This window comes from Phytohabitans kaempferiae (genome assembly GCF_042433955.1).
GTDB lineage: Bacteria > Actinomycetota > Actinomycetes > Mycobacteriales > Micromonosporaceae > Phytohabitans > Phytohabitans kaempferiae.
On sequence record NZ_JBHLUH010000073.1, the window covers coordinates 87,887 to 113,019 of the forward strand.

Here is a 25,133-nt window from a genome sequence, read left to right on the forward strand (position 1 = left end):
TCCCGCCCGCCCACCTCGGCAACGATGGGCGGGCGGGGGCCTCTCCCGCGCCGCCGCTACGGGTAGAGGCCGGCCAGGACGGTCGCGGTCTGGACCGGGTTGGTGACGACGAAGTAGTGGCCGCCGTCGACGGCGTGCGTGCTGGCGACCATCGACGGGCGGAGGCGGGCGGCGACCGCGGGCAGGGTGCAGAGCGGGTCGTCGGCGCCGACCAGTACGTGCACCGGGGTCTCGAGCGAAGGGGTCCACTCGTCCGGCACGAGCGCCAGGTCGCGCCGGAAGCGGGGCAGCAGCAGCCGCCCGACCTCGTCCGCGGTCAGGGTCGTGGGGGGCATCAGGCCGCTGCGGGTCAGGTCGGCGACCAGTTCGGCGTCGTCCTTGGCGCGGATGCCCCGGGCGGTCGCACCGGACAGGGGCGGGGCGGAGAGCACCACGTGCGTGGGCTCCAGACCGCCACCGGCACGGTTGGCGACCTCGGCGGCGACCAGCGCGCCCAGGCTGTGTCCAAACAGGACGGTGTTGGCGGAGAGGTACGGCGTGATCTCCTTCCACCACGCGTCGGCCACGTCCGCGACGGTGACCGGGCCACGCAGGGTCGCCTCGCCGGCCACCACGCGCCACGACTCGGGCAGGTGCTTGGCGAGCCGCGTGTACGAGCCGGCCGAGCCGCCCGCGTACGGCAGGCAGATCAGCGTGCGCCCGCTCCCCTCGCGCAGCACGCGCAGGTTGACGGTGACCTCGCCGGTACGCAGCTTGAAGCGGGCCAGCTTGCCGGTCGACGTGACCGGGAGCTGGTCGACCACCTCGATGACCGTGGGGCGCTTGAAGGCCGGCAGCTCGCGGAACGCCTGGCGGGCGGCCGTACGCAGCGCCGCGCGGTCCACGCCGTTCTCCGGTACCAGGTAGGCGACCGCCTGCTCCAGCCCGCTGCTGTCCCGCCCGCCCACGACGGCGACCTGGGAGAGCCCGTCGACCTCGCGGGCGGCGGCCTCGACCTCGAACGGTGACACCTTGAAGCCGCCCACGTTGATGAGGTCGTCGCGGCGGCAGACGTACTCGATGTCGCCGTCCTCGGCACGGCGGACGATGTCGCCGGTGTACGCGCCGCCGTCGGCGAACGTGCGGGCGGTGGCGTCCGGGCGTTCGAGGTAGCCGGCGGCGACCGACCCGCCGGCGACGTGCAGCCGCCCCTCGACGCCGTCGGCCACCAGCTCGCCCCGGTCGTCGCGGACGGTGATGCGTACGCCCGGCACCGGGATGCCCGTCGAGCCGGGACGGCTGCCGTTGGTGGCGACGACGACGTGCAGCACCTCGGTCGCGCCGAGCCCGTTGACCAGCGGCGCGCCGCACACCTTGGCGAACTCGCCGCACATCGGCGCGGGCAGGTGCTCGCCCGCCGACACGGCCAGCCGCAACGAGCCGAGCGCCAGCGCCTCGCCGTGGCGGATCCGCTCCAGCAGCGCCGCGTACACGCGCGGCACCGAGCAGAGCACGGTCGGGCGGTGCGCGGCGAGCGTGGCGGCGACCCGGAAGACGTCCGGCGGGCCGGCGCTCAGCACCGTACGGGCGCCGGCGGCGAGCGGGAAGAGCAGCGAGTTGCCGAAGCCGTACCCGAAGGAGAGCTTGGCGGTCGAGAGCACGGTGTCGGCCGGCGAGAGCGCGAGGATCCGGCCGAATCCACTGAGGACACTGTCGATGCCGGCGCGCGTGTGCAGCACTCCCTTGGGCTGCCCGGTGCTGCCGGACGTGTACTGGATCAGCACCACGTCGCCGCTCCCCTGGTGGGCCGGGGGCGGGATCTCGCCCTCGTACGGCGCCATCCGGTCGGCGCGGCCGCGCGGCAGGTCGAGAGCGCCCCGCCGCGGCAGGTGCGCGTCGGCCCGCTCGTCGACGTGGAGGTACGTGGCGGAGCAGTCGCCCGCGATGAACTCGATCTCGGCCGGCGTGAGCATCGGGCTGACCGGCACCGGCACGCCGCCGGCCCACCACACGCCCAGGATCGCCACCACCGTCGCGATCGAGTCGTCGGCGACGACGAGCGCGTTGGTGCCGGGGCGGAAGGCGGAGCCGTCCAGCCGCGCCGCGTAGGCGTGCACGGCGCGGGCCAGTTCGGCATAGGTGATCTGGCCGCCGGCGTCCACGTACGCGGTGGCGTCGGGCTTACCGGCGGAGAGCAGGTGCTCGACGATGTTGTTGTTCACGATGTCGAAACCTCCAAGCTGGCCGTGCTCCCGCACGGCTCGACCGCTAGGGCGAGGATGGTCGTGGGGCTCTTCCGGTCGTGCTCGCTTCGCTCGCTGTGCGCCCCGAGCGGCCGGCGCCGTCCGCCCTCGTCGCTCCGCTCCTCGACGTTGCCAGCGTGGCTGGTGACCGCGGCGCAGAGCGCGGCGGCGCCCACCACCGCGAGAAACCCGCCCGCCGCGCCGAGGTCGCCGAGCGCCCGCTCGACGTGCCAGACGGGAAAGGGTTGGCCGGACGCGAGCGCGTCCACGAGGCCGGTGTCGGGCGTGGAGATCACGAGGCCGTCCGGGCGGGTCTCCGGCCGGGCGGCGGCCTGGATCACGCGGGCGGTCGCGCGTACGAGGTCTGTGCGGTGGCACTCGCGCAGCCGGATGCCGGGCCCGCCGGCGGGGTCGAGCGCGAGGCAGGCGGCGCCCTCGGCCGGCACCAGGTGCTCGGGCGCGGCGGTCAGGCTCCACCGGCTGACGGTGGCGGAGGCGCCCACGAGCGCGGCGGCGGCGTCACCGGTGGCGATGAGCCGCATCGCCTCCGCGATCGCCGAGATGCCAGCGGTGGCGCCGCCGGTGAGGGTCAGGTTGGGCCCGGCGAGGCCGAGGCGGATGGAGACGGTGGCGGCCGGCCCGTTGTACGCGGAGGCGGGACCGAGCGCCGGCGCGACGAAGCCGGGCTCCAATGTGGACGCCTCGGCGCATACGGTGGCGTACTCCGGCAGCCCGGCCGTGGAGCTGGCCCACACCACCGCGGTCGTGTCGTCGGGCTTGCGGGCTTCGGGACGGGCCGGCGTATCGGCCGCCGAGGCGAGGGCGAGCAGCGACTCGTGCGGCACGGTACGCAGTCCGCGGGCGCCGGCACGGGCCGGCACGCGGGGCTCGACCGGACCGTACACCGGCCGCTCCAGCGGGGCCAGCACGGTGTCCGGCGCGGCGAACCGCCGGGCGGTGGCCGGTGGCGGCGCGGCGGTGAGGCGACGGGCGAGCGCGGGCATGTCGTCCACTTCGGACAGACGCAGCCCCACGCCGCGTACGGTGACACTAGCGGGCATCGGGCGTCCCCTTCCCCAGCAGCACTGTGCAGACCGCGCCGCCGAAGCCGTACGCCTGGCTGAGCACGTGGCGCACCGGCCCGCGCCGCCCCGACGGCTCCACCAGGTCGACGCCGGCACACTCCGGGTCCGGTTCGAGCAGGGTCACGTTGCCGGGTACGAAGTCGCGGGCGAGCGCCCGTACCCCGATGACCGCCTCCAGCGCGGCGGCCGCGCCCTCGGCGTGGCCGAGCTGTCCCTTGACGGAGGAGAGCACCGGGCGTCGCCCGCCCAGCGCCTTGGCGACCGCGCGGGCCTCGACCGCGTCGTTCGCCGGCGTACCGGTGCCGTGCGCGCAGACCCAGTCGATGTCGTCCGCCTCGACCCGCGCACGGTCGAGGCAGGTCTGGATGGTGGCGATGAGGCCGGCACCGTCGGGGTGCGGCTGCGTGAGGTTGTGCGCGTCGGCGGCGGAGGCGGTGGCGAGTACGCGGGCGAGCGGCGCGCGTCCCCGCCCGGCGACCCGTGCGGCCCGCTCCAGTACGAGCACCGCGCCGCCCTCGCCCGGCATCGTGCCCCGGCGCCCCGCGTCGAACGGCCGGATCGCGTCGCCGGCCAGCGCCCGCATCGAGGTGAAGAACGCGAACACCTCCAGCGACAGCTCGTCCGCGCCACCGCAGACCGCCACGTCCACCTCGCCGGAGGCCACCGCGGCGGCGCCCGCGGCGATCGCCTCGTTGCCGGCCGAGCAGCCCGGCGCGAGCAGCACGGCCGGTCCGTCCACTGTGACCACTTGGCGTACGGCGGCGAGCAGCTCGTCGGGGCGGGCCCAGGCCCGGTCGGGCACGCCGAGCGGGCCGCGCCCGATGGCCCGGTCCAGCAAGGGCCGCGTGCCCATGACGGTGCCGACGAACAGCCCCAGCCGCCCCCGCCGCCGGTGCGCCGGCAGGCCCGCGTCGCCGAGCGCCTCCAGCGTCGCGGCGGCCAGGTAGCGGGCGGCGAGCGACTCGTGCGGGGGTACCAGCGAGTCGAGCGCCGCCACCGCGCCGGCCGGCACCTCGGCCGCCCGCCGCGTCGGGTACTCGGACAGGTCGTACCGCGTCACCGGTCCGGTGAGCACCCGGCGGTCTTCGATGGCGCGCCACAGCGCGTCCGCGCCCAGTCCGGCGGGCGAGACCGCGCCCACGCCGGACACCACGACGCTGTCACGGTCCAACGCTCAGTCCCCGGCTGCGCAGTACCGCGATCGTCCCGCCGATGTCCCGCATGCCCGCCGCCTCGTCGTCGGTGAGCTTCAGCCCGAGCTGCCGCTCCATCCGTACGACGAAGTCGACCTTCTGCAACGAGTCGACGCCGAGGTCCTCGTAGAAGGCCGCGCCGTCGGTGATCTCGTCTGCCGGTACGTCGAACACCTCAGCCGCCAGCGCGCGCAGCCGCGCGGCGGACGTCTCCTGTGGCATGGTCTCTCTCCCCTAACCCGTCCCTCTGGGCTCGGCTGCGCGCTCGTTCCGCTCCTCGGTCGGTAGCGCTCCCTGCGATGTCGCTCGCTGTCGCCGAGCGTGTACTGCCTCCCCAGGCCCGGTTTCGCGGTCGATCGCCACGATGGGAGCGGCGAGTACGCCGGGACGATCAACCTGGGGGATCAGACAACGGGGCGGCGGCGCGCGGTCGCACACAGCGTGCGTCGTTTTCCGGGGGCGAAGACGCGATCAGGGCGCCCCCGTTTCCGGGGACGCCCTGTGGGAAGGCCGTCGCTCAGGCCTCGGCGACGCCGAGGATCTCGCGAAGCTCGACGCCCCAGTAGCGCGCGTCCGGCCAGCGCTGGGCGATCTCGACGGCCCGCTCCAGCGACTCGGTCTCGAAGATGCAGATGCCGGCGAGCTGCTCCTTCGCCTCGCTGAACGGCCCGTCGGTCACCGCCGCCACGCCGTCGCGCACGCGGATGGCCTTGGCCTGCGCCGGCGGGGCCAGCCCGGCGCCGCTGACCCACTCGCCGCTCTTGGTCAGCTCCTGCCAGATCTCGCCGGCCTCGTTTTGCAGGACGCCCATCTCCTCCTCGGACATGGCGGCCGCCGCGGCGGTGTTCTGGTAGATCAACAACATGTACTTCACGGCGTTACCCTTCATGGTCTCGATGCCCGCTGCGGGCACCTCGCACAGGTAGGTCGGAGCGGCCCCGCGCTCCTCGACGTCGCCGAGTGAGACCCAGGTCACGCATCCCGCACGCCTCCGCGGCTGCGAGTTTAGCGACGAGGGAGCCTCCAGTAATGGCCGTGACTGAACCGGCCCGCTGGGGGAAACTGAGGGGAGTCAGGTCCGCACCTGTTCCCTAGGGAGGTGCCCGATGACGACCGAGGCCCGCCTGCCCGACTCGATGCCGGTGCTGTCCCGTGGCCGCCATCGCAACCCGCGTAAGGGCGCCTGCTTCATGGAGATGGCGTCCTACCTCGCCGGCGAGCGCTGGAGCGACCATCCGGCTTGCACCCATCCACTGCTCGCCTCGCTCGCCCGTCTGGTCAACGACCACACCACCGACACCGGCCGTCAGCGCCTCGCCGGGCTTATCCCCTCGGTCATCGGCCTGACCAGCGATGACGTGCGGTGGGACGCCCTGATCGCGCTGCGTGCCGCGGAGACCGCCCTGCCGGTCGTCTCGGCCGAGCTGCAAAACGCGATGGCCGTCTCCGTGCTCAGCGGCAACCGCCTGCTCGCCGGCCTCGACGGGCGCCCGCCCGACACGCTCCGCGCCAGCAGCCGCGACGCCCTGTCGCGGGCGCCGCTCGCGGCCCGCTGGGCACACCGGTTCACCTACGACGTGTCGGTCTCCCGGAAGATGTACCAGCGGCACGGCGCGCCGCGCACGGTCGAGTTCGCCGTGCAGGGCATCGCCAGGGCGTGCGTCCCCGACCCCGACGAGATGATGCGCGGCCTGCTGGCCGGCGCGATCACCGACGTCACCGCGCTGCGCCCGGCCGTGCCGGTCCGCCTTCCGGTCGTCCGGGCGAGCTGACGGGCCACTCCGGCGGGCGGCGCCCGGCCGGTAGGCGACAGATTCGGGCTACCGCGATGTCCGCCGTGGCCCGGACCGCCGCTCCCGCGGCCTCACCCTCCGCGTCCGCACGACCCTCACCGCGGGGCCGACGCCGTGGTCGGGGCGAGGCCCCGGCCGCGCTCAGGACTCGTCGTCCCCGTCGGCCTGCGGGGTTTCACCCTTGCGGAGCAGGGCCTCGGGGCGGGCGAGCACGGTGATGCGATACGACAGGCCCACGTTCGACCAGATCTCGCCGTGCAGGCTGAGGCAGAGGCCGACGCCGTCGAGCCCTTCGGGGTGCTCGAAGAAGTCGACCTCGGGCTCGGCGATCGCGCCGACCAGGCCCTGCGTGCCCCGGTCGGTGGCCGGCACCTGCAACAGCCCGACCGCGAACTGGACCTCGACGTCATCGAGGGCGTCCACGTCGTACCAGTGCGTGTCGGGCAGGAACAGCTGCGAGTCGACCGGGCGGCGGCGGTAGTCCGGCCCCATCATCCCGGTCTCCTCGGGCGGGGCGTCGCCGATCCAAACCATCCCGGCGAAGTCGCTGCGCAGCCGCCGGCTCTCGGTGTGGAACTCCGTCACGACGGTGTCGAGGCGCGGCTGGGCGACGAGGTGCACGTCAGCGTCGGTCACCTGCGGCACACTAGCACCGCCGGCCCCACGTGATCCGAGCGTCCCTCGCGGCACACCAGCGGGACGCGGGGACACCGCGCCCAGCCCGGGGCGCCGGGGCGTGCGCCGGGGTCGTCACGCCGATGAATGCATCCACTCCCCGCGGTGACCGGGGCGTCCCGTAAACCCCCGTTGTGGTACCTCAAGGGACGCCCCGGTCACGGCGGTGGGGTCACTCCCAGCGGACCAGCGTGGCGGCGGGCGTGCCGGCCAGGCGCCGGGTCACGACCGCACCGGCCAGCGCGCCGACCACCGCCGCGGCGGGCACGGTGAGCGCGAGCAGGAGCCACGAGGGGTACTGGGTGAGACCCGGCCCGGCGCCGATCCCGGTTGTCACCTGGTCGGCGAGCACCTGGAAGGCGACCAGCCCGGCGGGCAGGCCCACGACGCCGGCGGCGAGCCCGAGCGCGGCACCGCCGGTCGCCGACTGGGCGAGCGTCTGGCGCACCGTGAAGCCGACTGTGCGCAGCACGCCGAGCACGCGAGCCCGCTCCCGGGCGCCGCTGAGCAGGGCGGCGGCCAGGTTGGCGAGGCTCACCGCAAGTACCAGCGCGGCCATGACCTGCAACGAGACCGTGAAGATGCCGAGTTCGTCGGGGTCGGACTCGCGGGCGCGTACGGTCGCGGTGGGGCCGAGCCGCTCGCGCAGCGCGGTGGCCAGCGCCTCGGGCGTGGCGGCCGCACCGGTGACCAGAAACGCGTCGGGCACCGCGCCGGGCAGCATCTCCGCCCGGTACATCAGCACCTCGCCGGTGTCCTCGGTCTCGCTGTACCAGCCGACGATCCGCAACGAGAGCGGGGTCTCGCCGGCCTGGATGTCCACCGTGTCGCCGACCTCGACGCCGAAGCGCTTGAGGAAGCCGTAGCCGACCAGTGCCTCCCCCGCCGCCCGCAGGGGCTCGCCCGCGCGGAGCATGAACCCCGCCTGGGCCGGGTCGCCCCCGATCGCCCGGGCCAGGAAGGTCTCCTCGCCCAGCGTGGCGCGGCGGTCGGTCTGCGTGTACCAGCCGGCGACCTCGGGCATCGCCGAGAGCGCCGCCGCCGTGCGCGCGCCGTCGGTGCCGTCTCCGGCCACCACCGCGTCGTACGGGTCGCCGGAGCGCGCCGGATCGGTGACAATTTTGTCCATTGTGGACACGAAGCCGGCGGCCACCACCACCGCGGCGACGGCGATCGCGAGCGCGGCGGCGGTCAGCGCCGACCGGCCCGGCCGGGCCAGCACGCTGCCCAGCCCGAAGCGGGTCGACGGGGCGAGCCCCAGCCGCTCCAGCAGCCGGGCCACCTTCGACGGGGCGGCCGAGCGCGGCGGCGCGTCGCGGAGCACATCGGTGACCGGCTGGCGGGCGGCGCGCCGCGCGGGCAGCACCGTGGCCACGGTCAGGATCACGCCGACGAACGCCACCGCCACCAGCAACGCCACGGCGCTGACCCGGATCCCGCCGCGCCCCATCGCCGAGGAGAGCCCCACCTGAAGGAACGGCGCGATCAGCGTGCCGGCCAGCCAGCCGACCACCGCGCCGCCGATGCCGAGGATCAGCGTCTCGCCGAGCAGGCCACCGATGACCTGCCGGTTCGTGTAGCCGACCGCCTGGAGCATCGCGATCTCCCGGCGCCGGGCCAGCAGCCGGGCCGCCGCCGTGCCGGCAACCACGAAGGCGGCCGCCAGCAGTACGAACACGCCGAACCCGGCGAGCGATGCGCCGAAGATCAGCTCCCGGACGAGGATGTCGTCGCGCGTGTCCGGCCAGGGCTGTACGCCGGTCACACCGGGGCTGGTGCCCAGCCGGGCGGCGGCCGTGTCGGCGGCGGCGGGATCGGTGAGCTGGGCGATCAGCAGCGCGCCCCGCTCCTCCGCGACCGGCGCGAGGGCCTGGAGCCCGGCCGGGTCGACGAAGAGCCGGATCGGGTCACAGTCGGGATAGAAGCAGTCGGTCAGGTCGATGGCGGTGCCGACCATGGTGAGGGTCACGGGGCGGCCGGCCACGTTGATCCGTACCTGATCACCGTCGCGAAGCCCGGCCTCGACGGCGGCGGCCCGGTCGAACACGACCTCGTCCGCTGCCGCCGGCCAGCGTCCGGTGCGCAACTGGGGCGCGCCCACGGCGGAGGCCGGCGGGAGCGTCGCGATCCGCGCCTCCACCGAACCGTCGCCAAGCTCGACGTCGCCCGAGGTGAACGGGGTGATCGGGCCGGTTGCGGCGAACGCGGCATCGTCGCGGAGCCCGTCCAGCGCGGCCGGCTCACCGTAGACCACCAGGTCGGGGCGGCCGGAGTCGCGGTAGATCTCGTCGACCTGCGGCCCGCCCTGGCTCTGCACCGAGAGCCCGGCGACCACGGCGGCCGCGGCGAGGGCGGCGACCAGAGTGGTGGCGGCGGCCCCGACCCGGCTGCGCCCGCGCAGGCCGGAGAGGGCCAGTCGGAGGGTGGCGGACACGGCTCAGCCGTCCAGGTTGATCAGGTTGGCGTACGTGGGGCGGGCCGCCGTGCTGGCGAGGTCACGCTCGTCGACGATCTGGCCGTCGAGCATGGTCACGACCCGGTCGGCCGCGGCCGCGATCCGGTGGTCGTGGGTCACCAGCACGATGCTCTGGCCGCTGCCGTGCCGGCGGCGCAGCAGATCGAGCACCACCTCGGCGGAGGCGGAGTCGAGCGCGCCGGTGGGCTCATCGGCGAGCAGCACGTCCGGGCGGTGCACGACCGCGCGGGCCAGCGCGACCCGCTGCTGCTGCCCGCCGGACAGCTCGGCGGGCGCGGCGTCGGCGGCGTCGGCCACGCCCAGCTCGTCCAGGATCTCCAGCGAGCGGCCGCGCGCCTCGCGGCGACCCACTCCCTGGAGCACCAGAGGAAGCTCGACGTTGCCGATCACGGTCATCGTCGGCACGAGGTTGAGGAACTGGAACACGAACCCCACGTGCCGGCGGCGCAGCAGCGCCCGGCCGCTCTCGTCGCGGTTGTCGATGCGGTGGCCGGCCAGCCACACCTCGCCTCGATCTGGTCTGTCCAGGCCGCCGAGCAGGTGCAGCAGCGTGGACTTGCCGCAGCCGCTCGGCCCGGTGATGGCGACCCAGTCACCCGGGGCCACGGTCAGGGACACGTCTCGGAGGGCGGCGAACTCCCGGGCTCCGCCACCGTAGGTCCGCTCAAGGGAGGTGGCGCGCAGCAACGCTTCGGTCATGGCTGGGTCTCCGTTTCGGGCTTGCGGGGACCGCCCGCGGCGCGCACCTGGTCGCCGCCGGCGCGAGGGCTCCGCTCTCCGCTGCCGCCGGCCTGGACGTGGCCATCGGGAACGGTCTGGTCTCCGCCGTGCGCATCGCCGGCGGGAACGGTCTGCTCTTCGCTGGCGGCGCGCACGTTGCCGGCGCCAGCGGGAAGGATCTGGGTGAGCTGCTGCTCGCACGCCTCCAGCCAGCGCAGCTCCGCCTGAAGGTGCAGCGCGGTGGACTGGAGCAGCAGGCGGCTCACGCTGCCCGCCGCGGTCTGCCCGGCCTGGCGGTCGAGGTCGCGCAGCGCCTCGAGGCAGCGCTGGCGGTGGTCGGTGATGATCGCGCGGGCGTCGATGTCCGGGATCACGCCGGCGGCCAGCCGGGCCGTGACCAGTCTGAGCAGCACATCGGGCTTGACGATCGGGGTGTCCGGACGCTCCGCGAACCACTCACGCAGCGCCTTGGTGCCGGTGTCGGTGAGCCGGTAGACCTTCCGGTCGCGCCGGTCACCGCCGGACGCGGGCGTATGGGTGACGAGGCCGTCCTTCTCCAGGCGGCCGAGAGTGACGTAGATCTGGCCGACGTTGACCTCCACGCCGGCGCCGGCGAACAGCTCGTCGTAGCGCCGCCGCACCTCGTAGCCATGGGCGGGGCCGGCTGCCAGCAGCCCGAGTACGACGTGTTTCATGCCCGCGCCTCCAATACCTAACAGCTAGAGTTTAACCGTTAGGTATTGCGTGTCAACCTGCCCTTGACCAGGCACGCTGTCTCTACCGGAGGGCCGTACGGCTCCGCGACGGCCGCTCGCCGTCACCGACGGGGCTATGCCGGGGACCCAGCCCCCCGCGGGCCGGCGTGAACGGGCCAGGTCCCCGACATAGCCCGCTCACTGGGTCAGGTGGAGGCGAGGTCGCGGCGGACGAACTCGGCCGTGTACGAGGTCGGATGCTCCAGCAGCCGGCCCGGCGTCCCCTCGAAGAGGATCGTCCCGCCCCGCGTACCGCCCTCCGGGCCGAGGTCGACGATCCAGTCGGCGTTCTTGATCACGTCGAGGTTGTGCTCGATGACGATCACCGAGTTGCCCCGCTCGGCCAGCCCTTCGACGATGTCCAGGAGCTGCCGGATGTCCGACATGTGCAGGCCGGTGGTCGGCTCGTCCATCACGTACACAGCGCCGCTCTTGTGCAGCTCGGTCGCGAGCTTGATGCGCTGGCACTCGCCACCGGAGAGCGTGCTCAGCGGCTGGCCCAGGCGCAGGTAGTCGAGGCCCACGTCGTTCATCGCGCGGAGCACCTTGGCCAGCTTCTTCTCGGCGCCGCCGGCGGTGAAGAACTCCAGCGCCTCGGCCGTGGTCATCTCCAGTACGTCGCTGATCGAGCGCCCGCGCAGCTTGTGCCCCAGCACGTCGTCGTGGAAGCGCCGCCCCTCGCACACCTCGCACACCGACTTGATCGCGTCGAGGAAGGCCAGGTCGGTGTAGATGATGCCGAGCCCCTGGCAGTTCTGGCAGGCGCCCTTGGAGTTGAAGCTGAACAGCGAGGGGGTGACCCCGTTGGCCTTGGCGAAGAGCTGGCGGATGGTGTCGAGCATGCCGGTGTACGTGGCCGGATTGGAGCGGATCGAGCCGCCCACCGCGCTCTGGTCGATCACGATCGCGTCCGGATGCTGCCCCACGAACACCTCGTTGACCAGCGTGCTCTTGCCCGAGCCGGCGACCCCGGTGACCACCGTCAGCACGCCGGTGGGGAAGTCGACGGTGAGGTTGCGCAGGTTGTGCGCGGTGGCTCCGGTGACCCGCAGCCATCCGGTCGGCTGGCGGTAGCCGGTCTTGAGCGGCAGCCGGTGCCGCATGAACCGGCCGGTGAGCGTGTCCGCCTCGCACAGCTCGGCCACGCTGCCGGCGAAGACGATCTCACCGCCGTGCGTACCGGCCTTGGGGCCCACGTCGATCGCGTGGTCGGCGATCTCGATGACGTCGCGGTCGTGCTCCACCACCAGCACGGTGTTGCCCTTGTCGCGGAGCTTCACCAGCAACTGGTTGAGGCGCTCGACGTCGCGGGCGTGGAGGCCGACGCTCGGCTCGTCGAAGATGTACATCATGTCGGCGAGGCTGCTGCTCAGGTGCCGCACCATCTTGATCCGCTGGGACTCGCCGCCGGAGAGCGTGTCGGTGGCCCGGTCCAGGCTCAGGTAGCCGAGGCCGATGGTGACCAGGTTGCCGACCCGCTCCAGCAGGCTCTTCACGACCGGCACGGCCAGCGGGTCGGTGAACGTCTCCAGCGTGCGCACCAGCTCGCTCGCCTCCATCGCGTTGAGCTGAGCGATGTTGTACCCCTCGATCTCACTGCCGAGCGCGGCGGGGTTGAAGCGGGTCCCCTTGCAGGCCGGGCAGGTCGCCGAGGTCACGTACCGCTCGATCGCCGCCTTGGTGCGATCGGACAGCTCGGCGCTGTCCCGCTTGATGTACAGGCGGTTGAAGCGGGTCACGGCCCCCTCGAAAGTCGAGTTGATCGTGGTGCCCTGCCACTCCACCGGGATCTTGCTCTCGCCGTGGAGCAGCAGCTCCCACTCCTCCGGCGAGTAGTCGGCCAGCGGCTTGTCCAGGTCGAAGAAGCCGGAGGCGGCGTACATCTTCCAGACCCAGCCGGTGACCCCGAAGTCGGGATGCAGCAGCGCGCCCTCCCGCAGCGACCTGCTCCGGTCGATGTAGACGTCGAGGTCGATCTGGACTGACTTGCCGATGCCCTCGCACTCGGGGCACATGCCCTGCGGGTCGTTGAAGGAGAAGACGTTGGAGAAGCCGAGGTGCGGCTTGCCGACCCGGGAGAAGAGCAGCCGCAGCAGCGGCGCGATGTCGGTGATGGTGCCGACGGTCGAGCGGGAGCCGCCACCGAGCCGCTTCTGGTCCACGATGATCGCGGCGGACAGGTTGTCGATGGTGTCCACGTCCGGCTGGCCGTACTTGGGGAGCCGGTTGCGGGCGAAGGCACTGAAGGTCTCGTTGAGCTGCCGCTGCGCCTCGGCGGCGATGGTGTCGAAGACGATCGAGGACTTTCCGGAGCCGGAGACCCCGGTGAAGACGGTCAGCTTCCGCTTGGGGACCTGGAGCGAGATGTTCTTGAGGTTGTTTTCCCGGGCTCCGGTGATCGTGATCTCGTCGCGCACCGAAATAGCGTACACCGTAGAGGGAGTCCAGTTCTTGCGGATCTGGATCGACTTCTTGCGTTGACCGATCTGTATTTGTATCGTCATCGCCACGAAACATCGCACGGCGGTACGCCCCCACGCGCCCGGGCGTGGCGACGTCACCGGTCTGGCCTCCTCTGTCGCCCACGGAAGTAGGTGCCGCACCGCCATGTCCCCCACCTCCAGACGCCGAGGTCGGCTCACGCTGGCCCTCCTCACCGTCGCCGGCCTGCTGGTGCCCGTCGCGATCGCGACGCCAGCCGCGGCCGCCGGCGGTCCCAACCTCGCCTCCGGCCGCACCGCGTCGGCCAACGCCACCAGCGGCGCGTACCCGATCGCCAACCTGACCGACGGAAACCAGGCCACGTACTGGCAGGGTTCCGGCGCCTTCCCGCAGTGGGCGCAGGTCGACCTCGGCGGCAGCCGGCGGATCGACAAGGTCCAGCTCAAGCTCCCGGCCGGTTGGAGCGAGCGCACGCAGACGCTCTCCGTGCAGGGCAGCCCGAACGGGAGCACGTTCGCCACGATCGTCTCGCCGGCGGCGTACACGTTCGGCCCGGCCAACAACAACACCGTGACGATCAACTTCGGCGCCACCGACGCCCGGTACGTGCGGGTCAACATCACCGCGAACTCGGCCGCCTCGGCGGGTCAGCTCTCCGCGCTGGACGTCTTCGCGGTCGCCGCCGCCGGCCCCAACCTGGCTGCCGGCAAGACGATCCAGGTCAGCAGCACGCAGGGCGGCTACCCGGGCGGCAACGTCAACGACGCCAACCAGGGCTCGTACTGGGAGAGCGCCAACCACGCGTTCCCGCAGTGGATACAGGTCGACCTCGGCTCGTCGGTGAGCGTCAACCAGTTGGTGCTCAAGCTGCCGGCCGGCTGGGAGACCCGCACGCAGACGCTGACCGTGCAGTCGAGTGGCAACGGCTCCTCGTTCGGCACGCTGGTCGCCTCCGCGGGTTACGTCTTCAACCCCGCCACCGGCAACACCGTGACGATCAACTTCACCGCGACCACGACCCGGTACGTGCGGCTGAACATCACCGCCAACACCGGCTGGCCGGCCGGGCAGCTCTCCGAGTTCGAGGTGTACGGCCCGGTGACCGGTGACACGCAGGCGCCCAGCACGCCGGGCAACCTGGCCTTCACGCAGCCGGCCACCGGGCAGATCCGCCTCACCTGGAACGCGTCGACCGACAACGTCGGTGTCACCGCGTACGACGTCTACGCCAACAACGAGCTGCGCACGAGCGTGGCCGGCAACGTCACCACGTTCACCGACAACCAGCCGGACGGCACCACGGTCTCGTACCATGTGCGGGCCCGCGACGCGGCCGGCAACCAGTCCGCCAACAGCAACACGGTGACCCGGCCGGGCGGCCCCACCGGCGGCACCAACCTCGCCGTCGGCAAGCCGATCACCGAGTCGGGCCACGTGCACACGTACGTCGCCACCAACGCCAACGACAACAACGTGACCACGTACTGGGAGGCCAACGGCCATCCGGGCACGCTGACCGTGCAGCTCGGCTCGAACGCCAGCATCAACTCGGTCGTGCTGCGCCTCAACCCGGACCCGGCCTGGGGCACGCGCACGCAGACGATCCAGGTACTCGGGCGGGCGCAGAGCGCCTCCGGCTTCACCAACCTGGTCTCCGCGGCCACGTACACGTTCAACCCCGCCTCCAGCAACACCGTCACCATCCCGGTCACCGCGACCGTCGCGGACGTGCAGCTGCGCTTCACGGCCAACTCCGGTGCGCCGGGCGGCCAGGTGGCGGAGTTCCAGGTGATCGGCACGCCGGCGCCCAACCCCGACCTGACCATCACCGGCATCACGTCCAGCCCGGCCGCGCCGGTGGAGACCAGCGCCATCACCCTCTCCGCCACCGTGCGCAACGCGGGCAACGCGGCCTCCGCCGCCACGGACGTCAACTTCTACCTTGGTACGACCCGCGTGGGCACCGCCACGGTAGGCGGACTCGCGGCCGGGGCGACCGCCACGGTCTCGGCCAACATCGGTCCCCGTGACGCGGGCACCTACCAGGTGAGCGCGAAGGTCGACGAGGACAACGACGTCATCGAGCAGAGCGACACCAACAACGCCTTCACCAGCCCCACGTCCCTTGTGGTCACTCCGGTGTCCAGTTCGGACCTGGTCGCCGCGGCGGTGGGCTGGACGCCGAACAACCCGGCGAACGGCAACACGGTCAGCTTCTCCGCGTCCATCCGCAACCAGGGCAACATCGCCTCGGCGGGCGGCGCGCACGGCATCACGCTGACCGTGCTCGACGACGCCGGCTCGGTGGTGCGGACGCTCACCGGCTCGTACAGCGGCACGATCGCGGCCGGCGCCACCACACCGGTCGTCGACCTCGGCACGTGGACCGCCGCCAACGGCCGGTACACCGTCCGGGTAGTGCTCGCCAACGACGGCAACGAGCTGCCGGTCAAGCAGGCCAACAACACCAGCGAGCGGCCACTCTTCGTGGGCCGCGGCGCGAACATGCCGTTCGACATCCTCGAGGCCGAGGAAGGCCAGGTCGGTGGCGGCGCGGCCGTCGTCGGTCCGAACCGGACGGTCGGCGACCTCGCCGGTGAGGCATCCGGCCGCCGCGCGGTCACGCTCAACCAGAACGGCGCGTACGTGCAGTTCACCACCAGGGCCAGCACCAACACGCTGGTGACCCGGTTCTCCATCCCGGACGCGCCGGGCGGCGGCGGCACCAGCAGCACGCTCAACGTCTACGTCAACGACGTGTTCCACAAGGCGATCCCGCTGACCTCGAAGTACGCGTGGCTCTACGGCGCGGAGGCCGGCCCGGGCAACTCGCCGAGCGCGGGCAGCCCTCGGCACATCTACGACGAGGCGAACATCTTCCTCAACTCCACCGTGCCCGCCGGCAGCCGCATCAAGCTCCAGAAGGACGCGGCCAACAGCGGCACCTTCGCGATCGACTTCATCAGCACCGAGCAGGTGTCACCGGTCGCCAACCCGGACCCGGCGCGGTACACGACGCCGAGCGGCTTCACCCACCAGGACGTACAGAACGCGCTCGACCGCGTGCGGATGGACACCACCGGCAACCTGGTCGGCGTCTACCTGCCCGCGGGCGAGTACCCGACGCAGAACAAGTTCCAGGTGTACGGCAAGTCCGTGCGCGTGGTCGGCGCCGGCGCCTGGTACACGCGGTTCGTCTCGCCGCAGAACCAGGAGAACACCGATGTCGGCTTCCGCGTGGAGGGCTCGGCGGGCGGCTCGCAGTTCGTCGGGTTCTCGTACTTCGGCAACTACACGCAGCGCAACGACGGGCCGGGCAAGGTCTTCGACCTCCAGAACGTCTCCGGAATCACCATCGACGGGATCTGGGCCGAGCACCAGATGTGCCTCTTCTGGGGCCTCAACACCGACAACACGACCATCCGCAACACGCGCTCGCGCAACCTCTTCGCCGACGCCATCAACATGACGAACGGCAGCACGGGCAACCTGGTCAGCAACAACGAGTCCCGGGCCTCCGGCGACGACAGCTTCGCCCTCTTCGCCGCTACGGACGGCGGCGGCGGGGCGCAGCGGGACAACGTGTTCGAGAACCTCACGTCGATCCTGACCTGGCGGGCCGCCGGTGTCGCGGTCTACGGCGGGCTCGGCAACACGTTCCGCAACATCTACATCGCGGACACGCTGGTGTACTCCGGTGTCACCATCAGCTCGCTCGACTTCGGCTACCCCATGGACGGTTTCGGCGCCAGCCCGCCGACGGTGTTCGACGGGCTGTCGATCGTACGGGCCGGTGGGCACTTCTGGGGCGCGCAGACGTTCCCCGGCATCTGGGTCTACTCGGCGAGCAAGGTGTTCCAGGGCATCCGCGTCAGCAACGTGGACATCGTGGACCCGACCTACCACGGCATCATGTTCCAGACCGACTACGTGGGCGGTCAGCCACTCTTCCCGGTCGCCGACACCGTCTTCACCAACGTCTCCATCTCGGGGGCGCAGCGCAGCGGTGACGCGTACGACGCCAAGTCCGGCTTCGGCATCTGGGCCAACGAGATGCCCGAGCCCGGCGAGGGACCGGCACGCGGCTCGGTGACCTTCAACAACCTGCGGTTCAGCAACAACTTCCAGAACATCCAGAACACGACGTCGACGTTCACCATCAACGTCAACCCGTGACCGGGACAGCCTCGTAGTTCCCACCGGACAGGGGCCCCGCGCACGCGCGGGGCCCCTGTTTCGTCGTCGCGCGTTACTCGCTGACGGCGCCCAGGGCCGGCTCCTCGCCGCGCTCCGCGACGCCCTGGCCGCTGTCGCCGCTGACGGCCGAGCCCTCGCCCGCCGCCGGCACGGTGACCACAATGGACGAGAGCAGCAGGCCGCGCCGGGCCAGCCAGCGGCCGGAAAAGCCGGTCAGCGGCCCCTCCGGCGTCTCCGGTCCGGGCACGAGCAGCGTCGCCTCGAACGTGCCGGCCGGGTCGATCGCGATCCGCGCCTCGCTGAAGTCGAGCCACTTGACCGCGAGCGGAAACCACGCCTTGTAGACCGCCTCCTTGGCGCTGAACAGCAGCCTGTCCCAGTGCACACCGGGCGCGGAAGCGGTCAGCTCGCGCAGCATCGCCAGCTCCTCGGTGAGCGCGATCGCGTCGAGCACTCCCTCGGGCAGGGGCGCGTCGGGCTCGGCGTCGACCCCGACGGTGCGAACGTGGCGGTCGAGCGCGAGCGCACTGGCCCGGTAGCCCTCGCAGTGCGTCATGCTGCCCACGACACCGGCCGGCCAGCGGGGCGCGCCGCGCTGGCCGGGGAGGATCGGCACCGGCTCGAACCCGAGGTGGGACAGGGCCTGCCGGGCGCAGCCGCGCACGGTGGTGAACTCGCGCCGTCGCTTGTCGACGGCGCGCGCGATGACGGCCTGCTCCTCCGGGAAGAGCTCCACCGGCGCCACGTCGTCGTACGCCTCGACGGTCACGACGGCCGGCGGGACGAGCTCAGCCAACACGTGCACCGTCCACAGTAGCCAGGATCTGGCGCGGGCCGGCCGGTGGTTTCGAACGTGCCCGCCACTCCCGCGGATAGCCGAGCGAGACCTCCTGGTGCGGCACGCCGTCAAACCGGTTGACCCGGGGGATGTGCAGGTGTCCATAGACGACAGCCGCGGCGTTGAAGCGGACGTGCCAGTCGGCCGTCTGCACGGTGCCGCACCACTGGGCGAACTCCGGATGCCACAGGATCTCGGTCACCTCCCGCACGAGCGGGAAGTGGTTGACGAAGACCACGGGCAGCTCGGGGCGCTCGCGCTCGGCGAGCCGGCGCAGCGTCAGCCGCAGCCGGGCGGCGCACCACTCCTCCCGGCTCGGATAGGGGTCGGGGTGGAGCAGAAACTCGTCGGTGCAGACGATGCCCGCCTCATAGGCATTTGCCAGCGACGCGGCCTTGGTGTCGAACTGCGGCATCCGGAACGTGTAGTCGTAGAGCAGGAAGAGCGGCACGATCGTGACCGGGCCGCCCTCGCCCTCCCAGACCAGGTAGGGGTCTTCCGGCGTCACCACGCCCAGGCCGCGGCAGATCTCCACGAGGTGGCGGTAGCGCTCCTCGCCGCGCAGCTGGACCGGATCCTCCTTGGGCGTCCACAGCTCGTGGTTGCCCGGCGCCCACACCACCTTGGGGAAGCGCTCGGCCAGCAGCCGAAGCGCCCACTCGACGTCTTCCATCATGTCGCCGACATCGCCGGCCACCAGCAGCCAGTCGTCGTCGGTCTCGGGCCGGTAGGTCTCCACCAGCTCACGATTTTCCGCGTAAGCCACGTGCAGGTCACTGATGGCCAGGAGCTTGGGCAGTGCGGGCACCTGTCGATGGTACCGGCGGCCGCGTGTGCCCCGCCCCTACGCGACCACTGGTTGGCGGCTCGTGGTGGTGACCGGTCAGTCCAGAAGGGACCCCAGCAGCACCGACGGGTCGGCGAGGCGGTCGAGGTCGACCGGGTCGCCCGCGAAGCCGGCCCGCACGAGCGCCTGGATCTGCTCCTGCACGTCCCACACGTTGACGTTCATCCCGGCCAGCACGCGCCCGCCCCTGGTCCAGAAGACCACGAACTCCGGCGTCTTGCCGTCGACGAGGGCGGGGTCGCCGCGGAAGACCACGCGGTCGTAGCCGCCCGGCGGGACCCAGCCGGCGTACTCCATGCCCAGGTCGTACTGGTCGGTGAAGAAGTAGGGGACGCGGTCGTACGACACCTCCTGGCCGAGCATCGACCGGGCCGCGGCGGGACCGCCGTTGAGCGCGTTGGACCAGTGCTCGACCCGGATCCGGTCGCCCACGAGCGGGCTGAGGAAGCGGGCGACGTCGCCGGCCGCGTAGATGTCGGGGTCGGTGGTGCGCAGCGCGCCGTCGGTGAGCACGCCGTCGTCGACCGCCAGCCCGGCCGCCGCGGCCAGCTCGGTCGCCGGCCGGATGCCGACGCCGACCACGACCACGTCGGCGGGGATCTCAGTGTTGTCGCCGAGCACCACGTTGGACACCTGGCCGCCGGCGCCACCGAACTCGCGCACACCGGACTCGAAGCGGAACTGCACGCCGTGCGCCTCGTGCAGGGCGCGGAAGACCTCGGCCACCTCGGGACCGAGCACCGCGTGCAGCGGGAGCGGCGCGATCTCCACCACGGTGACCGTGCAGCCGTGCTCGCGGGCCGCCGCGGCCACCTCCAGGCCGATCCAGCCGGCGCCGACCACGACCACGTTGCCGCCGGCCCGCAGTGACCCCAGCAGCGCCTCGGCCTCGTCCATCGTGCGCAGGTAGCGGATGCCGTGGAGGTCGGAGCCGGGCACGCCGAGCGTGCGCACGCGCGAGCCCGTGGTCAGCAGCAGCTTGTCGTAGCGCAGCTCCTCGACACCGTCGAGCGTGACCACGTGGGCGGCGGCGTCGAGGTTGGTGGCCCGGCGGCCGAGAAGCAGCTCGACGTCGTGCTCGGCGTACCACGCCGCGTCGTGCACGAAGGCCTTCTCGCTCGGCTCCTTGCCGGCCAGGTAGCCCTTGGAGAGCGGGGGCCGCTCGTACGGCCGCTCGGTCTCCTCACCGACCAGCACCAACCGGCCGGTGTAGCCCTCGTCCCGCAGGGTCTGCGCCGCCTTCGCCCCCGCGAGTGACGCGCCGATGATCAGATACATGAAAGCTCAGCCTCCGCTCAGTCGCTCATGCCAGGCTACGGCCGCGGGGTCGGTCAGGGAGGCAACCTGGTCGATGACGACCCTGAGTCGGCTCGCCTCGTCCGGCGCGACCTTCCACAGTGGCGCGAAGATCGGATCGAGCCCGTCGGGAGCCCGCGCCACCAGGGCGTGGACCAGGTCGGTGAGGATGGCCCGCTGCCGCTCGTACCACACCTCGGCGCCCCGCCGGCGCATCACGTAGCGCAGCGCCATGCCCTTGAGCAGCGCACACTGCGCCCGGATCAGGGGCGGCACGACCAGGTCGGCGTCGTACCGGCGCAGCGGCCGCTCCCCCGACGCCGCCGTCGTGGCCTCGACGGCGGTGGCCACGAAGCGTCCGATCTGTACGCTCGTCGCGCCCTTGAGCGCGGCCTGTGCCCGGTAGCTGCCGTCGTAGCCCGCCAGCGGCGCGAGCGCGGGGTCGGCGAGCAGGTCGGTGAGCACCTCGGCGAGGTCGCCGGGCGCCTCGGCGGAGTAGGTGGCGGCCACGTCGGCGCAGAGTGCCGCCCGCTCGTCGGCGTCGGCCAGCAGCCGGCCGAACGGGATGTAGCCGCCGAACACACCGTCTTCGACGTCGTGCACCGAGTAGGCCACGTCGTCGGCCCAGTCCATGACCTGGGCCTCCAGGCACCGGACGTCGGCCGGCGCGCCGTCGCGCGCCCAGGCGAAGATCTCCGCGTCGTCGGCGTAGACGCCGAACTTGCGCCGCCCGGGACGGCGCGGCCAGGGATATTTACAGGTCGCGTCGAGCGAGGCCCGAGTGAGATTGAGGCCGGCGCCGTTGATTTTGGCCTCCAGACGCGTGAGTACGCGCAGCGTCTGGGCGTTGCCCTCGAAGCCGCCGCACTCCCGGGCGACCGCGTCGAGCGCCTCCTCGCCGTTGTGCCCGAAGGGCGGGTGACCGAGGTCGTGGGCGAGCCCGGCCACGTCGACCACATCGGGGTCGCAGCCCAGCCGGGCGCCCATCTCCCGGGCGATCTGCGCCACTTCGAGCGAGTGCGTGAGGCGCGTGCGCAGGAAGTCGTCGGAGCCGGCGGTGTGCACCTGTGTCTTCGCCGCCAGCCGGCGGAACGCGGCGGAGTGCAGCACCCGCGCCCGGTCTCGCTCGAACGGGCTCCGCCCGTGCCCGGTGTCCTTGCGCGGCTCGGGCACGAACCGCTCGGCCTCGATCACGCCATGAGCCTATCCCTACTGTTCGCGCTGCTTCAGGACACAGAACTCGTTGCCCTCGGGGTCGGCCAGGACGATCGAGCCGGCGCTGGCGCCCTGCCCCACGTCGACGTGGCGGGCGCCCATGTTGACCAGGCGCTCGACCTCGGCCTCCCGGTCGGCCGGGCGCAGGTCGACGTGCAGGCGGTTCTTGCCGGACTTGGCATCCGCCACGGGCACGAAGACCATGCCGGGCACCGCGTCGGGCGTGCGGCGGATCTCCACCTCGTCGGGCCGCTCGTAGGTGATCTGGTAACCGAGCGCCTCGGCCCACCAACGCGCGAGGCGCGCCGGATCGAGCGCATCGACGACCAGGTTCTCCCAGCGGCTGCCCATAGGTACGCCTCCCGATTTATCCCTAGTTGTCGCCCGGCGGCGCCTTATCGCCAGACGACGCCAAAGTGACGACCACGTTACGCCCGGGATCATCATTCCGCGTGCCGGCTAATCTCTGGCCCCGGGAGGCGCTAGAGGCAACAGCCGATCGGATGAGAGTTGGTAGCCGATCACCTGGCCGTTACCGCTCGGGACCGCGCGGTAACGTGCTGACGCGACAACTGAAAAGACCGGAGTGGCGGCTACCGGTCGCACATCACTATGCCCGGAGCTCGAAACCCACCAGGCCGGACTGGGTGGCGAGTGCACGTCCGGGCTGAGGAGAGCACGTGTCCGGCATTGACGCCTGCCTTGCGCGGGCCATGGCGATCCACGGTGCCATCGGCGCCAGCATCGTCGACCACACCACCGGGTTCGCCATCGGCGCACGCGGGCGAGCCCCCACCGACGACCCCGATGCCACCTGGTCCGGCACCGCCGCGATCGTCAACGTGGCGACGACCGGCTCCCCGTTCGCGTCGACACGGCCGGGCGACGGCATCGAAGACGTCATCATCACCACCCTCGACGGCTACCACCTGATCCAGCAGGTACGCACGGTGTTCGACAGCCGGCTGGTGCTCTACCTCTGGCTCGACAGGACGCAGGGCAACCTCGCCATGGCCCGCCGGCAGTTGCGGCTGCTGGCGGAGGGCCTGGCCGGGACGCCCGCACCTCCGGACCCCGCCGCGGCCTCCGGCCCGGCGCGGGCCGCGGAGCCGGTGGCCTCGGTCCCCGCCGCTCTGGGATAGGCCGGTGAAGTCGACACGCACGGGCAAGGCCGTGCCACCTCGCCGCGCCCTCACACAGCACACCGGTGCCGGGGAGACCGGCGCGCTCCACATCGAGGGCGACCCCGGCGGCATCGTGTACCTGACTGACGGGTGGGTCAGTTACGTCGAGTCCCCGGGCGCTCCCGGCGTGGGCGAGCTGCTCACCACCTCGGGCCGGCTGCCCACGCAGGTGTGGGCGGCGGCCGCGGCCAGCGGCGAGCCGGTGGGGCCGCTGCTGGTGGCGCAGGGCCACCTCACACAGGGCGAGCTGGAACTCTGCACGCTCGGCGCCCTCTACGACGCGGCGTTCTTCGCACTGTCGCCGACGCCCGCCCGCGTCCGCTTCGAGCCCGGCGTACGCCACTCGCTCGGCCCCGTGTGCCAGGTGGACGCCGCCGTACTCGGGCGCGAGCTGACCCGCCGTCGCAAGCTCCTCGACGACGTACATCCCATCTCCGATGTGGACACCGGGCGGCTGCGGACCGTCCCGCGCGCCCCCACGCCCCGGCTGGTGGTCACCGCGCCACAGTGGGAGCTGATCGTCCACTGTGATGGCGAGCGGACCGCGGCGGACCTGGCGCGGCTGCTCGGCCGGGCCGGATACGCGACGGTGCTGGAACTGCGCCGCCTGGCCGCGGCCGGGCTGGTCACCGCCATCGCGCCGGACGTGCCCGCGGCGGACGAGGCCACCGCCGAGCCGTCCACCGTGGTCACGGCGACGGCCCTGGCGAGCGGCGCGGCCAAGGGCGACGGGCGAAGTGCCGAGCAGGCCCCCGCGAAGGTGATCGGGCGTGCGCCGGCGGCCAGGATACCCGGGCGTACGCCGGTGACGAGGCCGGAGGTGAAGACCACCACGGAGGCGGCGGAGAAGAGCGGGGCCGCGAAGGGCGACGACGGGCCGCCTGACGATGCCGCCAAGAATGACGGCCACGCGGGCCGGGAGGCGGCCCGCGCCAAGGCCGCCGAAAAGGGGGCGGCGGCGCGGCGGACCACCGCCGCGCGGCGTGCGGTCGCGGCCTCGCCCGGCGCCGCCGGTCGCCCGCAGCAGACGGAGGCACGGCTGCCCCGCCGTGCGGACGGCGAGCCGGGATCGGGGCCCGACCCACCTGCGGCCTTCACGGACGAGCTGGACGAGGCACTGCTCAACCGCATCCGATCGGGCCTTGAAGCCCTCTAACCCAACCGACAGAACCACAACCGAAGGGGGGACGATCCTTGAACGGGATCGCCGAGTTACGGGTACTGCGTCAGCGGCTGCCCGACATCGCCGGCGCCGTGCTCGCCAGCACGGACGGCATGCTCATCGCGAGCGACATGGGCGACGGCACCGGCCGCCCGATCGCCGACGGAGCCGGCGGCAACGCGACCGGCGCCCGGAGTACGAGCCCCGGCATGGACGCGGAGGCCATCGCCGCGCTCTCGGCGGCCACCTTGGGGCTGGGCCAACGGTTCGCCGCCACGGTGCGCCAGGGGCAGCTGCGCGAAACCGTCATCCAGTCGGACGGTGGGTCGATCGTCACGTACGGCGCAGGGCAGAACGGTCTGCTGACCCTGCTCACCCGCCCGCACGCCAACCTGGCCCGCATCCACCACGAGGCACGCCGGGTCGCGCCACGGCTCGGCCAGATCGTCGACGGGTCGGCCGCGCAGGCAAGGCCCGCACCGATGCCGAACTCGCCCGTGCCGGACCGGCCCCGCCTCGCCCGCCGTACTCCCATGGCGGCATTCGGCCGGCCCGCACACGCGTAGCGAAGCCCAACCACAGACCCCGCACCCCAGAGTCAGCAAACCGAACTTTAAGGACAGGAGCCCCTACCCATGGCTGACATGGACACCTCCCTCAAGGAGATCATGCAGATCGAAGGCGCCATCGGAGCCGCGCTGGCCGACTACACCAGCGGCATGGCGCTCGGCACGATCGGTGGCAGCAAGGATCTCGACCTGGCGGTGGCCGCTGCCGGCAACACCGACGTCGTGCGGGCGAAGCTGCGCGCGATGGAGATGCTCAACATCAAGGAGACCATCGAGGACATCCTGATCACGCTGGACAACCAGTACCACCTGATCCGGCCGATCACGGGGCGCGCGGGCAAAGGGCTGTTCCTGTACGTCGCCCTGCTCAAGGGACGCGCCAACCTCGCCATGGCCCGCCACCGTCTGCGTAGCATCGAGGAAGGCCTGGACGTGTGAGGTGGACGGTCCGCCGGCCGGAGACG

Annotated in this window: 21 protein-coding genes; 6 read left to right on the forward strand and 15 right to left on the reverse strand. The window is 72.4% G+C overall.

From position 1 onward, the window contains the following. Positions 1-56: 56 nt before the first annotated feature. The 5 genes from ACFFIA_RS33550 to ACFFIA_RS33570 all read right to left on the reverse strand — a co-directional run bounded on the left by ACFFIA_RS33550 (position 57) and on the right by ACFFIA_RS33570 (position 5,476). A complete protein-coding gene (locus tag ACFFIA_RS33550) occupies positions 57-2,201 on the reverse strand; it encodes an AMP-binding protein (protein WP_377258857.1) in 2,145 nt (714 codons plus the stop codon). Beyond that, positions 2,198-3,283 (reverse strand): beta-ketoacyl synthase N-terminal-like domain-containing protein, encoded by a 1,086-nt coding sequence (locus tag ACFFIA_RS33555; RefSeq protein ID WP_377258859.1) that lies wholly within the window; start codon positions 3,281-3,283, stop codon positions 2,198-2,200. The genes ACFFIA_RS33550 and ACFFIA_RS33555 overlap by 4 nt, the downstream gene beginning before the upstream one ends. Continuing rightward, on the reverse strand, positions 3,273-4,478 hold the full coding sequence (locus ACFFIA_RS33560) for a beta-ketoacyl synthase N-terminal-like domain-containing protein (RefSeq protein WP_377258862.1): 1,206 nt from the start codon (positions 4,476-4,478) through the stop codon (positions 3,273-3,275). The genes ACFFIA_RS33555 and ACFFIA_RS33560 overlap by 11 nt, the downstream gene beginning before the upstream one ends. Beyond that, entirely contained in the window at positions 4,468-4,722 is a 255-nt protein-coding gene (locus tag ACFFIA_RS33565) for an acyl carrier protein (protein ID WP_377258865.1), read from the reverse strand. The genes ACFFIA_RS33560 and ACFFIA_RS33565 overlap by 11 nt, the downstream gene beginning before the upstream one ends. Positions 4,723-5,017: 295 nt before the next feature. Further along, entirely contained in the window at positions 5,018-5,476 is a 459-nt protein-coding gene (locus ACFFIA_RS33570) for a YciI family protein (RefSeq protein ID WP_377258867.1), read from the reverse strand. 130 nt (positions 5,477-5,606) lie between these two features. On the opposite strand from ACFFIA_RS33570, the gene ACFFIA_RS33575 reads away from it, so the two are divergent. After that, complete coding sequence (locus tag ACFFIA_RS33575; RefSeq protein ID WP_377258870.1) at positions 5,607-6,272, forward strand: hypothetical protein; 666 nt, start codon at positions 5,607-5,609, stop codon at positions 6,270-6,272. 162 nt (positions 6,273-6,434) lie between these two features. Here the strand turns inward: ACFFIA_RS33575 and ACFFIA_RS33580 are convergent, their stop codons facing one another. The 5 genes from ACFFIA_RS33580 to ACFFIA_RS33600 form a co-directional block, all read right to left on the reverse strand. After that, positions 6,435-6,929 (reverse strand): hypothetical protein, encoded by a 495-nt coding sequence (locus tag ACFFIA_RS33580; RefSeq protein WP_377258871.1) that lies wholly within the window; start codon positions 6,927-6,929, stop codon positions 6,435-6,437. 211 nt (positions 6,930-7,140) lie between these two features. Continuing rightward, on the reverse strand, positions 7,141-9,402 hold the full coding sequence (locus ACFFIA_RS33585; RefSeq protein WP_377258874.1) for an ABC transporter permease: 2,262 nt from the start codon (positions 9,400-9,402) through the stop codon (positions 7,141-7,143). A gap of 3 nt (positions 9,403-9,405) precedes the next feature. Then, positions 9,406-10,143, reverse strand: coding sequence for an ABC transporter ATP-binding protein (locus ACFFIA_RS33590; protein WP_377258877.1), 738 nt, complete (start codon positions 10,141-10,143; stop codon positions 9,406-9,408). Then, positions 10,140-10,859: a PadR family transcriptional regulator gene (locus ACFFIA_RS33595; RefSeq protein WP_377258880.1), complete on the reverse strand. Its 720-nt coding sequence runs from the start codon at positions 10,857-10,859 to the stop codon at positions 10,140-10,142. The genes ACFFIA_RS33590 and ACFFIA_RS33595 overlap by 4 nt, the downstream gene beginning before the upstream one ends. 206 nt (positions 10,860-11,065) lie before the next feature. After that, positions 11,066-13,423 (reverse strand): ATP-binding cassette domain-containing protein, encoded by a 2,358-nt coding sequence (locus ACFFIA_RS33600; protein WP_446686990.1) that lies wholly within the window; start codon positions 13,421-13,423, stop codon positions 11,066-11,068. Positions 13,424-13,526: 103 nt separating this feature from the next. Here ACFFIA_RS33600 and ACFFIA_RS33605 point away from each other — a divergent pair, with 103 nt between their 5' ends. Then, a complete protein-coding gene (locus ACFFIA_RS33605) occupies positions 13,527-17,537 on the forward strand; it encodes a galactose-binding domain-containing protein (RefSeq protein ID WP_377258886.1) in 4,011 nt (1,336 codons plus the stop codon). Between the two features lie 73 nt (positions 17,538-17,610). On the opposite strand, the gene ACFFIA_RS33610 is transcribed toward ACFFIA_RS33605, so the two are convergent. The 5 genes from ACFFIA_RS33610 to ACFFIA_RS33630 form a co-directional block, all read right to left on the reverse strand. Further along, complete coding sequence (locus ACFFIA_RS33610; protein ID WP_377258888.1) at positions 17,611-18,357, reverse strand: 4'-phosphopantetheinyl transferase family protein; 747 nt, start codon at positions 18,355-18,357, stop codon at positions 17,611-17,613. Continuing rightward, the gene (locus ACFFIA_RS33615; protein ID WP_377258891.1) at positions 18,347-19,204 is read right to left on the reverse strand and encodes a metallophosphoesterase family protein; all 858 of its coding nucleotides are present in this window, start codon (positions 19,202-19,204) and stop codon (positions 18,347-18,349) included. The genes ACFFIA_RS33610 and ACFFIA_RS33615 overlap by 11 nt, the downstream gene beginning before the upstream one ends. A 75-nt stretch (positions 19,205-19,279) precedes the next feature. Beyond that, entirely contained in the window at positions 19,280-20,521 is a 1,242-nt protein-coding gene (locus ACFFIA_RS33620) for an NAD(P)/FAD-dependent oxidoreductase (RefSeq protein ID WP_377258894.1), read from the reverse strand. Between the two features lie 6 nt (positions 20,522-20,527). Beyond that, positions 20,528-21,733, reverse strand: a complete 1,206-nt coding sequence (locus ACFFIA_RS33625) for a deoxyguanosinetriphosphate triphosphohydrolase (protein ID WP_377258896.1) — start codon at positions 21,731-21,733, stop codon at positions 20,528-20,530. Positions 21,734-21,748: 15 nt separating this feature from the next. Further along, a complete protein-coding gene (locus ACFFIA_RS33630) occupies positions 21,749-22,105 on the reverse strand; it encodes a VOC family protein (RefSeq protein WP_377258899.1) in 357 nt (118 codons plus the stop codon). A 329-nt stretch (positions 22,106-22,434) separates the two neighbouring features. Between ACFFIA_RS33630 and ACFFIA_RS33635 the strand changes: the two genes are divergently transcribed. The 4 genes from ACFFIA_RS33635 (at position 22,435) to ACFFIA_RS33650 (ending at position 25,107) form a co-directional block, all read left to right on the forward strand. After that, the gene (locus ACFFIA_RS33635) at positions 22,435-22,896 is read left to right on the forward strand and encodes a hypothetical protein (RefSeq protein WP_377258902.1); all 462 of its coding nucleotides are present in this window, start codon (positions 22,435-22,437) and stop codon (positions 22,894-22,896) included. Positions 22,897-22,900: 4 nt separating this feature from the next. Beyond that, complete coding sequence (locus ACFFIA_RS33640) at positions 22,901-24,094, forward strand: ADAM 12 protein (RefSeq protein WP_377258905.1); 1,194 nt, start codon at positions 22,901-22,903, stop codon at positions 24,092-24,094. 38 nt (positions 24,095-24,132) lie between these two features. After that, a complete protein-coding gene (locus tag ACFFIA_RS33645; protein WP_377258908.1) occupies positions 24,133-24,666 on the forward strand; it encodes a roadblock/LC7 domain-containing protein in 534 nt (177 codons plus the stop codon). A gap of 69 nt (positions 24,667-24,735) precedes the next feature. Beyond that, positions 24,736-25,107, forward strand: a complete 372-nt coding sequence (locus ACFFIA_RS33650) for a hypothetical protein (RefSeq protein WP_377258910.1) — start codon at positions 24,736-24,738, stop codon at positions 25,105-25,107. Positions 25,108-25,133 lie beyond the last annotated feature (26 nt).

Coding starts and splice junctions, on each gene's coding strand:
- ACFFIA_RS33555 (WP_377258859.1), bottom strand. CDS start 3,283: ATGCCCGCTAGTGTCACCGTACGCGGCGTGGGGCTGCGTCTGTCCGAA.
- ACFFIA_RS33565 (WP_377258865.1), bottom strand. CDS start 4,722: ATGCCACAGGAGACGTCCGCCGCGCGGCTGCGCGCGCTGGCGGCTGAG.
- ACFFIA_RS33575 (WP_377258870.1), top strand. CDS start 5,607: ATGACGACCGAGGCCCGCCTGCCCGACTCGATGCCGGTGCTGTCCCGT.
- ACFFIA_RS33590 (WP_377258877.1), bottom strand. CDS start 10,143: ATGACCGAAGCGTTGCTGCGCGCCACCTCCCTTGAGCGGACCTACGGT.
- ACFFIA_RS33595 (WP_377258880.1), bottom strand. CDS start 10,859: ATGAAACACGTCGTACTCGGGCTGCTGGCAGCCGGCCCCGCCCATGGC.
- ACFFIA_RS33600 (WP_446686990.1), bottom strand. CDS start 13,423: ATGACGATACAAATACAGATCGGTCAACGCAAGAAGTCGATCCAGATC.
- ACFFIA_RS33605 (WP_377258886.1), top strand. CDS start 13,527: ATGTCCCCCACCTCCAGACGCCGAGGTCGGCTCACGCTGGCCCTCCTC.
- ACFFIA_RS33620 (WP_377258894.1), bottom strand. CDS start 20,521: ATGTATCTGATCATCGGCGCGTCACTCGCGGGGGCGAAGGCGGCGCAG.
- ACFFIA_RS33630 (WP_377258899.1), bottom strand. CDS start 22,105: ATGGGCAGCCGCTGGGAGAACCTGGTCGTCGATGCGCTCGATCCGGCG.
- ACFFIA_RS33650 (WP_377258910.1), top strand. CDS start 24,736: ATGGCTGACATGGACACCTCCCTCAAGGAGATCATGCAGATCGAAGGC.